17 protein-coding genes and 1 tRNA gene are annotated in these 15,220 nt (G+C 68.2%); 5 read left to right on the forward strand and 13 right to left on the reverse strand.

Annotated features, from left to right (window positions below):
- The first annotated feature begins 46 nt into the window (after positions 1–46).
- Positions 47–123: transfer RNA gene (locus WKI94_RS01685), tRNA-Arg, on the forward strand.
- A 34-nt stretch (positions 124–157) separates the two neighbouring features.
- Here WKI94_RS01685 and WKI94_RS01690 read toward each other — a convergent pair.
- From WKI94_RS01690 to proS, 5 genes are all read right to left on the reverse strand, one after another.
- Complete coding sequence (locus tag WKI94_RS01690; protein WP_337844043.1) at positions 158–1,690, reverse strand: DEAD/DEAH box helicase; 1,533 nt, start codon at positions 1,688–1,690, stop codon at positions 158–160.
- Between the two features lie 83 nt (positions 1,691–1,773).
- On the reverse strand, positions 1,774–2,988 hold the full coding sequence (gene glp / locus WKI94_RS01695) for a gephyrin-like molybdotransferase Glp (protein WP_337844044.1): 1,215 nt from the start codon (positions 2,986–2,988) through the stop codon (positions 1,774–1,776).
- A 10-nt stretch (positions 2,989–2,998) separates the two neighbouring features.
- Positions 2,999–4,102: an MFS transporter gene (locus tag WKI94_RS01700; RefSeq protein ID WP_337844045.1), complete on the reverse strand. Its 1,104-nt coding sequence runs from the start codon at positions 4,100–4,102 to the stop codon at positions 2,999–3,001.
- Complete coding sequence (gene nth, locus WKI94_RS01705) at positions 4,099–4,752, reverse strand: endonuclease III (RefSeq protein WP_337844046.1); 654 nt, start codon at positions 4,750–4,752, stop codon at positions 4,099–4,101. The genes WKI94_RS01700 and nth overlap by 4 nt, the downstream gene beginning before the upstream one ends.
- 198 nt (positions 4,753–4,950) lie before the next feature.
- On the reverse strand, positions 4,951–6,384 hold the full coding sequence (gene proS / locus WKI94_RS01710; protein WP_337844047.1) for a proline--tRNA ligase: 1,434 nt from the start codon (positions 6,382–6,384) through the stop codon (positions 4,951–4,953).
- Between the two features lie 53 nt (positions 6,385–6,437).
- Between proS and WKI94_RS01715 the strand changes: the two genes are divergently transcribed.
- From WKI94_RS01715 to WKI94_RS01730, 4 genes are all read left to right on the forward strand, one after another.
- The gene (locus WKI94_RS01715) at positions 6,438–7,961 is read left to right on the forward strand and encodes a S8 family serine peptidase (RefSeq protein ID WP_337844048.1); all 1,524 of its coding nucleotides are present in this window, start codon (positions 6,438–6,440) and stop codon (positions 7,959–7,961) included.
- 52 nt (positions 7,962–8,013) lie between these two features.
- Complete coding sequence (locus tag WKI94_RS01720) at positions 8,014–9,234, forward strand: 2,3-bisphosphoglycerate-independent phosphoglycerate mutase (RefSeq protein WP_337844049.1); 1,221 nt, start codon at positions 8,014–8,016, stop codon at positions 9,232–9,234.
- 9 nt (positions 9,235–9,243) lie between these two features.
- Positions 9,244–9,387 (forward strand): hypothetical protein, encoded by a 144-nt coding sequence (locus WKI94_RS01725; RefSeq protein ID WP_337844050.1) that lies wholly within the window; start codon positions 9,244–9,246, stop codon positions 9,385–9,387.
- Between the two features lie 63 nt (positions 9,388–9,450).
- The gene (locus WKI94_RS01730) at positions 9,451–9,705 is read left to right on the forward strand and encodes a hypothetical protein (protein WP_337844051.1); all 255 of its coding nucleotides are present in this window, start codon (positions 9,451–9,453) and stop codon (positions 9,703–9,705) included.
- On the opposite strand, the gene WKI94_RS01735 is transcribed toward WKI94_RS01730, so the two are convergent.
- The 8 genes from WKI94_RS01735 to WKI94_RS01770 form a co-directional block, all read right to left on the reverse strand.
- Positions 9,683–10,621 (reverse strand): bifunctional oligoribonuclease/PAP phosphatase NrnA, encoded by a 939-nt coding sequence (locus tag WKI94_RS01735; protein ID WP_337844062.1) that lies wholly within the window; start codon positions 10,619–10,621, stop codon positions 9,683–9,685. The two genes, WKI94_RS01730 and WKI94_RS01735, sit on opposite strands and share 23 nt — an antisense overlap.
- 41 nt (positions 10,622–10,662) lie before the next feature.
- On the reverse strand, positions 10,663–10,983 hold the full coding sequence (locus WKI94_RS01740; RefSeq protein ID WP_337844052.1) for a hypothetical protein: 321 nt from the start codon (positions 10,981–10,983) through the stop codon (positions 10,663–10,665).
- Between the two features lie 185 nt (positions 10,984–11,168).
- Entirely contained in the window at positions 11,169–11,873 is a 705-nt protein-coding gene (gene tmpR / locus WKI94_RS01745) for a bifunctional dihydropteridine reductase/dihydrofolate reductase TmpR (RefSeq protein WP_337844054.1), read from the reverse strand.
- On the reverse strand, positions 11,870–12,280 hold the full coding sequence (locus tag WKI94_RS01750; RefSeq protein ID WP_337844055.1) for an NUDIX domain-containing protein: 411 nt from the start codon (positions 12,278–12,280) through the stop codon (positions 11,870–11,872). Before WKI94_RS01750 ends, tmpR begins: the two co-directional genes overlap by 4 nt.
- Complete coding sequence (locus tag WKI94_RS01755) at positions 12,244–13,017, reverse strand: CDP-alcohol phosphatidyltransferase family protein (protein WP_337844057.1); 774 nt, start codon at positions 13,015–13,017, stop codon at positions 12,244–12,246. Before WKI94_RS01755 ends, WKI94_RS01750 begins: the two co-directional genes overlap by 37 nt.
- Before the next feature lie 49 nt (positions 13,018–13,066).
- The gene (cmk, locus tag WKI94_RS01760; protein WP_337844058.1) at positions 13,067–13,693 is read right to left on the reverse strand and encodes a (d)CMP kinase; all 627 of its coding nucleotides are present in this window, start codon (positions 13,691–13,693) and stop codon (positions 13,067–13,069) included.
- On the reverse strand, positions 13,678–14,967 hold the full coding sequence (aroA, locus tag WKI94_RS01765; protein ID WP_337844059.1) for a 3-phosphoshikimate 1-carboxyvinyltransferase: 1,290 nt from the start codon (positions 14,965–14,967) through the stop codon (positions 13,678–13,680). The genes cmk and aroA overlap by 16 nt, the downstream gene beginning before the upstream one ends.
- Before the next feature lie 21 nt (positions 14,968–14,988).
- Positions 14,989–15,220 (reverse strand): aminotransferase class V-fold PLP-dependent enzyme (locus WKI94_RS01770; protein ID WP_337844060.1); only part of this gene is annotated, 232 nt, incomplete at its 5' end.

Raw genomic sequence — 15,220 nt, forward strand, 5'->3', positions numbered from 1 at the left:
CGCCTTGCCTTCGCCCCTCCCGGGTGCTACAATCCCAAGGGTGTGGGCGCCCGTAGCTCAGCAGGATAGAGCGGGGGCTTCCTAAGCCCTAGGCCGGGGGTTCGAATCCCTCCGGGCGCACCAAAAGGCCCGCCCCTCCGGGCGGGCCTTTTCCTTCCTAAGCGCGCGCCAGGCGGCGGGAGCGAGGGGGGGCCTCCAAGACCCCTTCCACCCCCCGGGCCCGCTCCAGCCTAACCCCGGCCACCTCGGGCAGGCGGTCCTGGGGGCGGAGGTCCACGTAAAAGCCCTCCTCGGCCTCGAGGACCTTCCCCACCTCGAGGCCCCGCTCCTTGAGAAGGGCCACCAGGCGGGGTAGGGTAAGCCGGGCCCCCGTGGCCTTATAGGTGCGCCAACCCTCCTCCCCGGTGAGGAGGCTCTTCTCCTTAGGGGCCCCGCCCAGGAGAAGGGCCATAAGGGCCGCCACCACCTCCACCCGCCCCTCGGCGAAAAGGCGCTGGGCGAAGTCCAGGTAGAGCTTGTAGTCCCGCTCCGGGACCCGGGCCAGGCGGGCCAGGAGGTGTTGCCACTTGGCCTCCAAGACCTCCTCGGGCGTGGGGGGGTTCACCCGGCGGAAGGTGCGGCCCACGGCCTTTTCCAGGCTCTGGAGCTCCCGCTTTTCCCGGGGACCGTAAAAGATCACCACCTCACCCCCCCGCCCAGCCCGGCCCGTACGCCCGGAACGATGCTGGTAGGCCTCAGGGCTTTGGGGCAGGCGGTAGTGAACCACCAAATCCACCTCGGGGATGTCCAGGCCCCGGGCAGCCACGTCCGTGGCCACCAAAACCCGCACCTCCCCCTCCCGGAAGGCCTTTAGGACTCGCTCCCGGTCCGACTGGGAAAGGTCGCCATGGATGGCCCGGGCCGAAAGGCCCGCCTGGAGGAGCCCTGTGGCCACCTCCTCCGTTTCCTTTTTGGTGGAGGTGAAGACAATGGCCCGCTTGGGGGCCTTCACGTACAGGAGGTCGGAAAGGAGGCCCAGGCGGTCCTGGGGGGCCAGGATGGCCTCCTCCTGGTAGGTCACCCCTTCCTCCTTGACCACGTTGATGAGCACGGGGGCGCGCATGTAGCGCTCGGAAAGCCGCCGGGCCCAGGAGGGCAGGGTGGCGGAGAAGAGGAGGGTCTGGCGCGCCTGGGGGGTGGCGGAGAGGAGCCTTTCCACCTCCTCCTCAAACCCCATGGAGAGCATCTCGTCCGCCTCATCCAAAACGGCGATCTCTACCCGGGAGAGGTCCAAGACCCCCTGGTCCAGGTAGTCCAGGGCTCGGCCCGGGGTGGCCACCACCACGTCGGCCCCCCGGGCCAGGGCCTCCTTCTGCTTGGCGTAGCCCGTGCCCCCGTACACGGCCACCACCTTGAGGTGGGGGGCCACAGAGGCCACCTCCTCCGCCACCTGCAAGGCCAGCTCCCGGGTGGGGGTGAGGACCAGGGCCCTTGGCGGACGGCCCCGCTCGGAGGAAGGGGCCAGGCGCTCCGCGATGGGCAGGGCGAAGGCCAGGGTCTTACCCGTGCCCGTGCGGGCCTGGCCGATGAGGTCCCGCCCATCCAGGGCGATGGGCAGTGCGGCGGCCTGAATGGGGGTAGGGGTGGAAATGCCCTTGGCCTTAAGGGCCTCCAGGATCTCCGGCTTCAAGGGAAAGTTGGCAAACTCCATCCTCTTCGGTTCCTTTCCGGGCCTCACCCGCACGCCCTTAGGAGGAAGAGGGGGATGCCCGTAAACCTTATCAGGTTAGTGATTCAAGGAACGAAAGTCAAGGGGATGACCGTGGCCTCCTCCCCGGCCTCGAGGTCCTGGTCCGGGGGAAGGACCACCAAGGCGTTGCCGAAGGCCATGGAGCGCAGGACCCCGCTGGACTGGTTCCCGGTGGTGCGCACCACCGGCCCCTCCTCAAAGGAAAGCACCCCCCGACGGAAGACCTTCTTCCCCTTGGCCCCCTTGAAGGGGGTGAGGGCCCGGGCCTTAAGCGTCCCGTAAGGGGCCTCGGTGCGCCGGAGAAGGCGGAAGAGAAAAGGGCGGCCATAGAGGAAGAAGGTTACCAGGCTGGAAACGGGGTTTCCGGGAAGGCCCAAAACCGGCACCCCCTTAAGCCGCGCCAGGAGGAGGGGCCCACCCGGTTGCTGGCGCACCTTCCAGAAGACCACCTCCCCCTCCTCCTCCAAAACCCGGCGCACCACATCGTAGGCCCCCATGGACACCCCCCCGGAGGTGAGGAGGAGGTCCAGGGGCAAAGCGGCCTGCAGGGTAGAAAGGAGGCGCTTGGGATCGTCGGGGACCTTCCCCAGGAGGACGGGCTCCCCCCCCGCCTCCCGCACCAGGCCAAGGAGCCCATAGGCGTTGGAGTTATAGACCCCCCCAAAGGGCAGGGGCTCACCCGGCTCCACCACCTCGTCTCCTGTGGAGAGGACGCCCACCCGGGGCCTCCGGAACACCGGGAGGCGGGGGTGGCCCATGGCCGCGGCCAGGGCCAGGCGGCCCGGGGTGAGGAGGTCCCCGTGGCGGAGGTAGACCTGGCCCTTCTTTAGGTCATCCCCCTTGGGCCTAATGTCCTTAGGGCTTGCGGGGGTAAAGAGCAACACCCATTCCCCTTCCCTCCGGGTGTCCTCCACCCGCACCACCGCGTCCGCCCCCCTAGGGATGGGCGCCCCGGTGTAGACCGCCACCGCCTCCCCCGGCCCCACCTCCCCCAAAAAGGGCTTCCCCGCAGGGGCTTCCCCCACCACCCTTAGGCGCGCGGGGGCCTCGTGGGAGGCCAGGCGGGTGTCCGCCTCCCGGCAGGCGTAGCCGTCCACGGCGGTGTCGTCTTGGTCGGGGTGATCCACCAAGGAGGGGAGGTCTTCCGCCAGGACGCGGCCTAAGGCCTCGGGTAGGGGAAGGACCTCCTTCCCAAGCTCAAAGCGGGCCTCCTGCAAGACCAGCTCCAAGGCCTCTTCCACGCTGACGTTCGTCCGCATAGGCCCTAGTTTAGCGCCGGAAAGCCCAGGGCCAGAGGGCGATGCCTAGGGCGTAGAGGGTAAGGGTGGTGGCGAAGAGGTAGTGGAAGGCTACAGGGCCCAAGGCTCCCTGGACCACCCCGGAAAGGGCGCTTCCCAGGGCGAAGAGGAGGCTCCAAAGCGCCCCCTCCATGAGGAAAAAGCCGGGGCGCTCCCCCTCCTTAAGCCGCTCCGTCACCAAGGCGGCGTACACGGGCCCCGCAGCGTTCATCAGGGCCCCCCGCACCAGGAGGGCCAGGGTCACCACGGGAAGCCACGGGGCCCAGGCCAAGGCGGCCAGGAAGGGCAGGGAAAGAGCCTGGACGAAGACCACCGCCCCCACCCCCCCCACCCGGCGCACCAAGAGGGGCTGGAGGAGCATGGCGGCCCCCGTGGCCAAGGAGGAAAGGGCAAAGATCAAGCCGGTGGCGCTATAGCTTAGCCCGAACTTCTCCTTCAGGTAGAGGTTGAGGAAGGGGATGACGAGGCCTGCCCCAAAGGCGATGACCGCGTTGGGGAGGAAGAGCTTTAGCCAAAGGGCGAACCGCCCCCCAAACCGGGGAAGCGCCCCCTGCCCCTCCGCAAGCCCCCGGATGAGGGGGAGGGCCAGGAGGAAAAAGGGTAGGGCGAAGGGGAGGACAGCACGGGCCCCCAAGCGGTCGGAAAGGAGGCCCGCAAGGAGGGTGGAGAGGAAGCCGGTGGCGGTGGTAAGGGCCGCCTGGAGGCTAAAGACCCGGACCCTCTCCCCCTCGGGCACCACCCGGGCGAGGAGGGCAGGCATGGCCCCCTGAAGCACGGCCCCCGAGAGGCCGTAAAGGGCCACGCCCAAAAGGGGGAAGAGGCCCAGGGAGAGAAGCCCTCCGCCCAGAAGGGCAAGCCCCAAGGCCAGATGGAAACTCCTCAGGTACCCCAGCCTGGGGATGAGCCAGGCCAGGGGCAAGGCGAAGGCCACCCCCACCCCCACAAATAGGGCCTGGGCTAGGCCGATGGCCTCGCGGCCAAAACCCAAGGCCTCGAGGTGGAAGTTCAGGAAGAAGTAGACCAGATTGGCCCCCAAGGACCAGAGGAAGCTGGCCAAAAGGAGGTTTCGGATCACGCCTTCCCCCGGCTTGGGCAGTGGGGGGCGAGGGGGCAGGCGGGGCAGTTGGGCTTCCTAGCGGTGCAGACGTAGCGGCCGTGGAGGACCAGGGCGTGGTGGACGAAGACCCAGTCCTCCTTGGGGAAGAGGGCCTCGAGGTCCTGGCCGATCCCTTCGGGACGCCTAGCCTCCGAGAGGCATAACCTCCGGGCCAATCGGGCCACATGGGTGTCCACCGCGATCCCCGGCACCCCCAAAACCCCAAGCACCACGGTGGCCGTCTTCCACCCTACCCCGGGGAGGCGCATCAGGGCCTCCTTGTCCCGGGGAACCTCCCCCCCGTGTTCCTCCACCAGCCGCCTCGCCAAGGCCACCAGGTTCCTGGCCTTGGTGCGGTAAAGCCCGATGCGCCTTATGTAGGGCTCCACCTCCTCCGGGCTCACCTCCGCCAGGGCCTTTGGGGTGGGGAAGCGGGCGAAGAGGGATGGGGTGGCCTGGTTCACGCTCTTGTCCGTGGCCTGAGCGGAGAGGACCGTGGCCACAAGGAGCTGGAAGGGGCTCCCGTGCCTAAGCTCGGTGCGGGCCCCGGGGTAGGCCGCCTTCAGGGCCTTCAGGATGGCCTGGGCCCGGGTCTTCTTCTCCTCGAGGCGTTCCCTAGGGCAACCCACGCCCCCAACTCTACAATGGAAAGGTGGAAGGGCCCAAACTGGGGCCCATCGTGCGGGGCCCTACGCCGAGCACTGCGCCGAAGCCCTCCTAGGCAGGGCCCCCAAAAGGAGGGCCCTGCCGCGCTCCCCTTAAGCGCCAGAACCTTTGCTGGGGTCCCCACCGAAGCGCAAGCTTCGGTGGGGCACTCAGCAAGCGCATCAGTAGGCCTTGGCGAAGACCACCCGCTGGCCGTAGGCCGAAGGCCTACCGCAGCGCACGCAAAGGCCCTCTTCCCTTTCCCCCTCAAAGGGCACGCAGCGGGTGGTGGCGGTGGTCTCCTCCTGGATGAGCCGCTCGCAGGCTTTGTCCCCGCAGTGGAAGGCCAGGGCGAACCCCTCCTGCACCGCCTCCTTGAAGGCCTCGTAGTCGTCCACCTTGCGGGTGTGGGCCTCCCGAAAGGCCAAAGCCCTTTGGTAAAGGGCCTCGTGAAACTGGGCGAGCTTTTCCGGAAGGAGGGTGGGGAGGGCGGCGAGGGGAAGGCGCTCCTTCCCCCCCAAGCGGCTTGCCAGGACCGCCTCGCCCGCCTCGAGGTCCTTGGGGCCGAGCTCTAACCGATAGGGCACCCCTTTAAGCTCCCACTCGTGGAACTTGTAGCCCGGGGTGTACTGGTCCCGGTCGTCCACCTCCACCCGGACCCCCGCCTGGAGGAGGGCGGCCCTGAGGCTATGGGCGGCCTCCAGGACCCTTTCCCGGGTCTCCTCCTTGTAGATGGGCACGACCACCACCTGGATGGGGGCGAGCCTTGGGGGGAGGATGAGGCCCTGGTCGTCCCCGTGGGTCATGATGATGGCCCCGATGAAGCGCCAGGAAAGGCCCCAGCTGGTGGTGTGCACGTACTTCACCTGGAGGTCCTTGTCCTGGAACTTGATGTCAAAGGCCCGGGCGAAGTTCTCCCCCAGGTAGTGGCTGGTGCCCGCCTGGAGGGCCTTGCCGTCTTTCATCATGGCCTCAATGGTGGTGGTGTAGACCGCCCCCGCGAACTTCTCCTTCTCCGTCTTTAAGCCCTCCAGGACGGGGATGGCCGCGTACTCCCGGGCGAGCCTGGCGTAGATGCCCAGCATCCGGCGCACCTCCTCCTCGGCTTCCTCCCGGCTGGCGTGGGCGGTGTGCCCCTCCTGCCAAAGGAACTCGCTGGTGCGGAGGAAAGGCCTGGTGCGGAGCTCCCAGCGCACCACGTTCCCCCACTGGTTTAGAAGCTGGGGCAGGTCGCGCCAGCTCCGGATCCACCGGGACCACATGTAGCCGATGACCGTCTCCGAGGTGGGCCGGACCGCGAGGGGCTCCTCCAGCTCCTCCCCCCCGGCGTGGGTGACCACGGCCAGCTCGGGGGAGAAGCCCTCCACGTGCTCCGCCTCCTTCTTCAGGAAGCTCATGGGAATGAAGAGGGGGAAGTAGGCGTTTTGGTGGCCCGTCCCCTTGAACATGCGGTCCAGTTCCCGCTGGATGTTTTCCCAGATGGCGTACCCGTAGGGCCGAACCACAATGGTGCCCCGCACGGGGCCGTAATCGGCCAGCTCGGCCTTTTGGATGACCTCGAGGTACCACTGGCTGAAGTCCTGGCTTTGGGGAGTAAGGCCCTTCTCCTTCGCCATACCCGCCCATCATACCTGGTGTAAGATGGACCTACCCCTTTAGGAGGTGGCTCATGAAGATTCGTTGGGCGTTTATTGGCCTTCTCGGTTTACTCGGCATGGGGCTTTGGGCCTGCAACCAGCCGGCCGCGGAAGGGCCGGGGCTTAACCCCTTGGGGATGAGCTCCAAGGCCCAGCGCTACCTGGTGGTTTTCCGCTCGGAAACCCTCCCTCCGGGGGCCAAGGCCTGGGCGGAAGGCCAGGGGGCACGGGTGCTTAAGGCCCTAGAGCCCATCGGCACCCTGGTGGTCCAAGCAAACCCCCAGGTGGCCCAGCGTATGGCCCGGGATTCGCGGGTGCTTGGCGTAGGGACGGAGCACCGCTATAGCCTACCGAAGAGGGAAACGGTCCTGGAAACCGAGGAAACCTACGGGGCCCCCACCCCCGCGGACAGCCTCTACCGCTGGCAGTGGGACATCCGCCGCATCAAGGCTCCAGAGGTCTGGGCCCGGATTCCCCTGGAGGTCCAGGCCCGGGCCACGGTGGCCATCCTGGACACCGGGGTCATGGACAACCACCCGGACCTCCAGGGCCAGATCGCGGACTTCAAGGCCACCAACTATTGCCAGGAGGTGGGCGGCCCCAACGCCACCCCCAGCTACCCCAAGTACAGTCTTTGGATAGATTTTGACCAGCCCATAGACCCTGAAAACCCCTGCACCCTCGCCCCCACGGTGATGTACGAGGCCCACGGCACCCACTTGGCCGGAACGGTGGCCGCCCGCTTTGGGGGCGGCCGGGTGGTGGGGGTGGCCCCGGGCCTGCGCCTTGCGGCCTACAAGGTCTTTGACCGCCTCCACTACACTGAAGGGAACGAGGAGGTGGACGATGTAGGGGCCTTTGACGGGCCCATCTTTGAGGCCATCCTGGATGCCGCCCAGAAGGGGTACCAGGTGATCAACATGAGCCTGGGGGGCACCCTGGACACCCGCAACCGGGAGGACGTGGCCGCCATGGTGGCCTGGGACCGGGTGATGAAGTACGCCAACCGCATGGGCACCGTCATCGTGGCCTCCGCGGGGAACTCTGCCGAGAACGCCAACGGCACCCTCGTCCACATCCCCTCCGATCTCCCCACGGTGATCTCCGTTTCCGCCACCGGCACCGCCACCCCCTTGTGGCAGTACCCTTACCCCACCTCCGAAATCTTGAACGCCGAACCTGGCCAAGACGTGCTGGCCTTCTACTCCAACTACGGCGCGGCGGTGGACCTCTCGGCCCCCGGCGGGGACTGCGGACTGGACGAAAACGGGGTCACCTGGTGCGCCAAGCCCAGGAGCGAGCGGCCTGTGGGCTGGCGCTACCACCTCATCCTCTCCACCATCATCGTGGACGAGACCACCCCGGCCTACGCCTGGTACGCGGGCACCTCCATGGCAAGCCCCCATGTGGCTGCGGTGGCGGGCCTGGTGAAGGCCCTCCACCCCACCTGGACCCCCGGGGAGGTACGGGCCCATCTGAAGGCCACTGCGGAGAATCTGGGCCAGCGCCAGCTCTTCGGCCACGGGCTGGTGGACGCAGACCACGCGACCCGCTAAGCCCATGGGCCTCCTGCCCCGCCGCTAGAAGCGGCGGGGTTAAAATCGCGCCATGGACCTCTTCCCCATCTTCCAGGAACTGAAACAGGCCTCGGAGAGCAAGATCCTCCTGGTGGTGCTGGACGGCGTGGGGGGGTTACCCTTGGAACCCGGCGGCCCCACGGAGCTCGAGGCCGCCAAGACCCCCAACCTAGACCGCCTGGCGGAGGAAAGCGCCCTGGGCCTCCTCACCCCCGTCCACCCGGGCCTCGCCCCGGGCTCGGGCCCGGGCCACCTGGCCCTTTTCGGCTACGACCCCTTCCGCTTCCTGGTGGGCCGGGGGGCCCTAAGCGCCTTGGGGCTAGGGGCGGACTTCCGGGAGGGGGATGTGGCCCTAAGGGGGAACTTCGCCACCTTGGCCCAGGATGGCACCGTCCTAGACCGCCGGGCGGGCCGGCCCAGCACGGAGGAGAACCAAAGGGTGGTGGCCCGCCTCCGGGAGGCCATCCCACGGCTGGAGGATGCAGAGGTCCACTTCTACACGGAAAGCGAGCACCGCTTCTTGGTCATCCTCCGGGGGGAAGGGCTTTCCGATGGGGTGACGGACACCGACCCCCAGAAGGCGGGCCTGAAGCCCCTCCCCGCCCGGGCCCTTAAACCGGAGGCCGAGCGCACCGCCCGCCTCCTCAACCTCCTTTCCGAAAGGATCCGGGAAGCGCTGAAGGACGAGCCCAAGCTGAACGGGGCCCTCTTCCGCGGGGCCTCCAAGCGCCCGAGCTTCCCCAAGATGGCGGAGGTCTACGGCCTCCGGGCGGCGGCCATCGCCAGTTACCCCATGTACAAGGGCCTGGCAAGCCTGGTGGGCATGGAGGTGCTCCCCGTGGAGGGGGAGGGGGACGCCCACAAGGGGAAGCTTAAGGCCATCCGGGAAAACTGGGACCGCTACGATTTCTTTTACCTCCACTTCAAGAAGACGGACGCCAAGGGGGAAGACGGGGACTTCTTCGGAAAGGTGGGGGAGATTGAGCGCTTTGACGCCCTCCTGCCCGAACTCCTGGCCCTAAGGCCCACGGTCCTCGCCCTCACCGGGGACCACTCCACCCCCGCCCTCCTCAAGGCCCACTCCTGGCACCCCGTACCCCTCCTCCTCAAGGCCCCCTACCTGCGGAAGGACGAGGCGAGGCGCTTCACGGAAGGGGAGGCCCTAAGGGGGAGCCTCGGGCACCTTCGGGGGGTGGAGCTCATGCCCCTCCTCCTGGCCCACGCGGGGCGGCTCGCCAAGTACGGAGCATAGAATGGGCTTATGCTCCGGCACCGGCTAAGCCTCAGGGAGTTCCAGGCTCTCCTGGAAAGGGCCTCCGAGGGGTTCGGCTGGAGCTACTGGACGGGGAGGTACACGAGATGGCCCCTGGGGGAAGCGGGCACGCCGGGCTGGTCACCTACCTGACCAAGCGGCTGGAAGGCCTCTACGGCGACCGAGCCCTGGTCTCCGTGCAAAACCCCCTCCGCCATGCCCCAGCCGGACCTGGCCTTCCTCAGACCCCGGGGGGCAGACGTGCTCCTGGAGGTGGCCCACTTCAGCCTGGCCAAGGACCGGGAGGTGAGGCTCCCCCTCTACGCCCTGGCGGGCATCCCTGAGGTCTGGCCCTTCAGGGAGGAAGGGGCCATGGGGGTCTACCGGGAGCCCGGGGAGGAGACCGCCCCCCTGGCCCTGGGGGCTCCTCCCTTCCGCTGGGAGTCCCCTACAGGTACCCCGCCCGCCTAAGCTCCTCCGCCACCGCCTCCAGGACCCGCTCGTAGGCCTCCTCCAGGTCCACGCCCTCGAGGGTGGCCCCCGCCGCGGGCACGTGCCCCCCGCCCCCCAGCTTGAGGGCGATGTTCTGGGCGGAAACCCCACCCCGGGAGCGGATGGAAAGCTTGATCCCCTCCCCCTTGCGCCTGAGGTAGACGGCCACCAGGCTCCCCTCCACGTAGCGGATGACCCCCACGAAGCCGTCGGAGTCCTCCTCGGGGATGTCCACATTCTCCGGAAGGTGGGCGGTGACCAAAAGCCCCCCGAAGTGGAGGCGCAGGGTGGAGAGCACGGCCCCAAGCCCCTGGTAGTACACGGGCGGGCGGTACTGGAGCCGGTCGGTGATCTCGGAAAGCTTCACCCCGTAGGAGAGGAGCTCCGCCGCCACCCTTAGGACCTCGGGGGTGGTGTTGGCGAAGCGGAAGTTGCCGGTGTCGGTGAGGATACCGGTGAGCACCGGGGTGGCCAGCTCCTCCGTCCAGGGCACGCCCAGGAGGTCTATGAGCTCCTTCACCATCTGGGCGGTGGCCGCCTTGCTGGGCTCCACCACGGCGATCTGGCCAAAGCGGGGGTTGGTGCCGTGGTGGTCAATGTTGATCACAAACCCCTCCACCGGCACCCCCACCACCCGGCTGGGGTCGGCGGCGTCCAGGGCCACCAGGGTGGCCCCGGGGGGGAGCTTCTCCACGGGGTCGGCGTACTCCTCCTCCTTGGCCAAGAACCGGAGGAAGCGGGGGGGCTCCGCCACCCAGTAGGCTTCCTTGCCCAAAGCCTTCAGGGCCCTATAAAGTCCCAATGAGCTTCCGATGGCGTCCCCATCGGGGTCCACATGGGTGGCGATGTAGATGGGGCCCTCGAGGGCCTTCAGGACCTCGGCCACCAGGCGCATCTTCTCCCAGTACTGGGGGTCGGTGGGTGTCTCCACGTAGGCTAGGCTATCACGCGAAGGAGTTCTCCACCCGTACGCCCCCGTAGTCCTGGGGGTTCAGGTCCTCGCTCCAGACCACCCGCGCCCCCAAGGCCCGCGCTGTGCAGGACCATGGCATCCCAGAAGGAAAGGCGGTGCCGCTCGGAAAGCTCCGCAACCTGGAGCACATCCTCCAGGGACGGGAGGTGGAGCCGCGCCCCGCCCAGGTCCAGAAGCACCTGCCGGGCCACCCTAGGGGGCATGGGCTCGGGGAGCTTCCGCGTGGCCACCACGTAGAACTCCTGGAGCACCTGGAGGGAAAGAGCAAGCCTCCTCCCCCGCATGAGGCGCTCCCAAAGGGCGATGGCTCGCTCCCGCTTGGGGGGAGAGGATCGTAGGCGCAGACCAGAACGTTGGTGTCCACGAACTCAAGCGTCCCGGGCATGCCGCTCCTCGCGGGAAGGCAGGGCGCCCCCCTGGAGAGGAGGCCTTGGCGCATCGTGGGGTACTTGGCACATCACGACGTGCCTCAGAGGTTCCACCCCCCCGCCACCTCCAGGACCTGGCCGGTGAGGTAAGGCTCCTTCACCAGGAAAACCACCGTGCGGGCAATCTCCTCCAGGAGGGCGAGCCGCCCCATGGGGATCTCGTGCAGGGGTTTGGAAACGGAGTTCTCCGCCACCCCCGGGGCCACCACGTTGGCGGTGATCCCACTGGCGGCGAAGCGCTTGGCGATGGCCTTGGTGTAGAGGACCACCCCCGTCTTGGCGATGGCGTAGGGGGTGATGTGGGGCCGGGCCAGGAGGTGGGTGGCCCCCGCGTAGCCCAGGTTGACGATGCGGCCAAACCCCTGGGCCACCATGAGGGGCAAAACCCTTTGGGTGAGGAGGAAGGTGGCCGTGAGGTTGGTGTCCAGGATCCAGCGCCACTCCTCCAGGGTCACCTCCTCAATGGGCTTGTAGAGATAGTCCCCCACGTTGTTCACCAGGACCCCTATCCCCCCCAGGTGGTAGCGCACCTCCTCCACCAAAAGGGCCACCTCCTCCTCCTGGGTGAGGTCGGCCCGCACCTTGATGGCCTTGACCCCCAAGGCCTCCGCCTCGGCCCGGGTGGCCTCGGCCAGGGCCTCGGAGGTGCGGTAGTGCACGCAAACGTGGTACCCCTCCCGGGCCAGGGCCAGGAGGATGGCCCGGCCAATGCCCTTGGCGCTTCCCGTGACCAGGGCCACCCTCATGCGCCCTCCAGGTACCGTTCTAAGAGGGTGCGTGTGAAGCGGTTTAAAGGGTAGGACAGGGCCTTTTCCGGCTCCAGCCAGGCCCACTCCAGGATCTCCTGGTTGGGACGCACCTCCCCTTCCCCTTGGGCGAAGTAGTTGATGAGGAGCATGTGGGTGGGCTTGTAGAACTCCTCGCTGAAACGGGCCTCCTGGAGGAGGGCAAAACGGATACCGGAAAGGGTTAGGCCCACCTCCTCCCAGATCTCCCGCCTAAGGGCCTCTTCCAAGCCCTCCCCCCACTCCACCTTCCCCCCGGGAACCCCCCAAAGCCCCCGCCACTTGGCCGTGCGCACCAGGAGGACCAGGCCCCCCTTCTCCACCAAGGCCCCTACCGTGGGGATGGGATACTCCGGACGATCCGCCATAGGTACCAGACCCCAAGATACAAGGCCTGCAACAGGGCAAAGGTAAGGTAGGCCCTAGGCGGCCCCAGGGCTAGGAAAAGCCCCAGGAAGAAGAGCTGGGTGGAAAGCCCCAGGTTCACCACCCCCGCCAAGGCGGCCTCGTCCCAGAAACGCAAGGGGTTTAGGCCCAGGCGCCCCTGAAGGAAGCGCTCCAGGGCCCGCACCGCCCGGTCTTGGGGGGCAAAGAGGAGGGCATAGAGGCCCCGGAGGAGGAGGAGAAGGGGGGTCTTGGAACCCAATGGCGGCTCCTTCCGGGCCTCCCCCCGGGCCTCCCAGTAGAGCCTTTCCAGGTTGAAGTCAAAGGACTGGGCGAGGGTAAAGGCGAGGAAGGCGAGGAGGGCAAGGCCCACCTCCCCCGTCCTCGCGCCCAAGGAAAGGAAGAGGGCCAGGTTTCCCAGGAAATCCATCTCGGTGTCCAAATAGCGGCCCACCTCGGAAACCTCTCCCCTTAACCGGGCAAGCTGGCCGTCGGCGTTGTCCAGAACGGTCTTGAGCTGGAGGAGGAGGGCGGCCATGAGGTCCTCCCCCCTCAGGACCAGCCCCGCCGAAAGGAGGACCAGGGCGGTGTGGAAGAGGACCAGGTGGTGGGGCTTCACCGGCGTGGGGAGGAGGAGGCGGACCACAAGGTGGGCCAAGGGGCGGTAGAGGAGGGCGTTCAGGAACTCCTGCACCGGCCTGGCCTTGGCCCCAGGCACCATGGCTTAATACCCCACCGCGGCTTTGCCCATGCCGTGGACTCCCATACGCCTAGTCCCTGAGGTGGCCCAGGATGCGGGCCACCACCTCCTCAAGGCCCAGCTCGCTGGTGTCGATGACCAGGGCGTCGGGGGCGGGGGCGCTTTGGCGCCGGTCCTTCTCGTCCCGCGCCAGGAGTTCCCGGAGCACCTCCTCAAAGGCCTGCGGCCTTTCTTTGGCCCGCCTCCAGGCGCGCACCTCGGGGCGGGCGGTGAGGTAGAACTTGTGGGGGGCCTCGGGGAAGACGGCGGTGCCCATGTCCCGCCCCTCAGCCACGAAGGGCGGGGGGACCTCCCTAAGCCTCGCGTTCACCCAGGCCCGAACCGCCGCATGGCGGGCTACTTGGGAGACAATGCGGTCCACCTCCGGGGTGTGGAGGAAGGGGGTGAGGTCCTCCCCGTCCTGGAGGACCCGGTTGGCCTTGGGGCCCGCCTCGAGGCGCACCCTCTTCCCCTGCAAAAGGGCGAGAAGGGCCCCCTCCTCTTCCGGGTCCACCCCGTGGCGGAGGGCCAGGTAGGCCGCGGCCCGGTAGAGGAGGCCGCTGGAGAGGTAGGGCACCCCCAAGGCCTCCGCCACCCTCCTCGCCACCGTGCTCTTCCCCGAGGCCGAGGGGCCGTCAATGGTCACGATGCCGCGCATAGCCCCTTCAGGTCCTCAAAAAAGCCCGGATAGGAGATCTCCGCCCAGTGGGGTTCGTAAACCCTTACCCCCACGGGCAGCCCCGCCACGGCGAAGGCCATGGCGATGCGGTGGTCGTGATAGGGCTCCACCGCCCCAGGCCGCACCCCACCCCCCCGGATCCTAAGCCAGTCCGGCCCCTCCTCCACCTCCACCCCCAGGGCGCGGAGGTTGGCCGCGATGGCCGAGACCCGGTCCGACTCCTTCACCCGAAGCTCGGAGAGGCCCGGGATGTAGGTCTCCCCTTCCGCCCAGGCCGCGGCCGCAGCCAGGATGGGCACCTCGTCCACCATGAGGGGGATAAGCCCTGGGTCCACGGAAACCCCCTTCAGGGGGCTATGCCGGGCCCGCACCCAGCCCACGGGCTCCCCCCCTTCCCCCTCCTCCACCCGCCAGGTAAGGTCCGCCCCCATGGCCCTTAGGACCTGGAGGAGGCCGGTGCGGGTGGGGTTCAGGCCCACCCCCTCGAGGGTCACCTCCGAGCCCGGCACCACCAAGGCCGCCACCAGGAAAAAGGCCGCGCTGGAAAAGTCCCCGGGCACGACGAGGTCCCGCGCCGGAAAGGGCTCGGCCCTTCGGGTGCGCACCCAGGGGCCCTCCTTCTCCAAAGGGAGGTCGAAGTGGCGGAAGAGCCTTTCCGTGTGGTCCCGGGTGGGGATGGGCTCTTCCACCTCCGTCACCCCGTCCGCAAAGAGGCCCGCAAGGAGGAGGGCGCTCTTCACCTGGGCGCTGGGCACGGGGAGGGTGTAGCGGAGGCCCTTAAGGGGCGCCCCCTGCACGGCCAAGGGGGCCCTCCTCCCCCCCTCCCGCCCCTCAATCCTAGCCCCCATGGCCCTTAAGGGCTCCACCACCCGGCCCATGGGCCTACGCCTCAAGGAGGCGTCCCCGGTGAGGACGGCAAAAAGCCCCCCCTGCCCCGCGAGGAGGCCTAGGAGAAGGCGCATCAGGGTCCCCGCGTTCCCGCAGTCCAGAACGTCTTCGGGCTCCCTCAGGCGAAGCCCCACCCCCCGGACGCGGAAGTGGGGGCCCTCCTCCACCACCCCCGCCCCCAAGGCGGCCACCGCCCGGGCGGTGGAGAGGGTGTCCCCCGCCTTCAAGGGGTAAAGAAGCCTTCCCTCTCCCTCGCTTAAGGCCAGGAGCAGGAGGCCCCGGTGGGTCACGGACTTGTCCCCCGGAACCCGCAACACCCCCCTTAGAGGGCCCTCGGCCTTCAGGTCCAAAAAGGGCCGGTCCATGCCCTAAAGTCTACCAGCCACCTAAGCGCGGGCCCTTTCCACCGCCTCCCGGAAGGCGCGGATGGCCTCCTCCACCTCCTCCTCCGTGGTAAAGCGGCCCAGGGAGAAGCGTAAAGAAGCCCGGGCCTCCTTGGGGGTGCGGCCCATGGCCAGGAGGACGTGGGAGGGCTCGAGGCTCCCCGCGCTGCAGGCCGACCCCGAGGAGACCGCCACCCCCAGGAAGTCCATGGCCAGGAGGAGGGTCTCCCCGTCC

It is taken from the genome of Thermus sp. (assembly GCF_037444525.1).
GTDB lineage: Bacteria > Deinococcota > Deinococci > Deinococcales > Thermaceae > Thermus.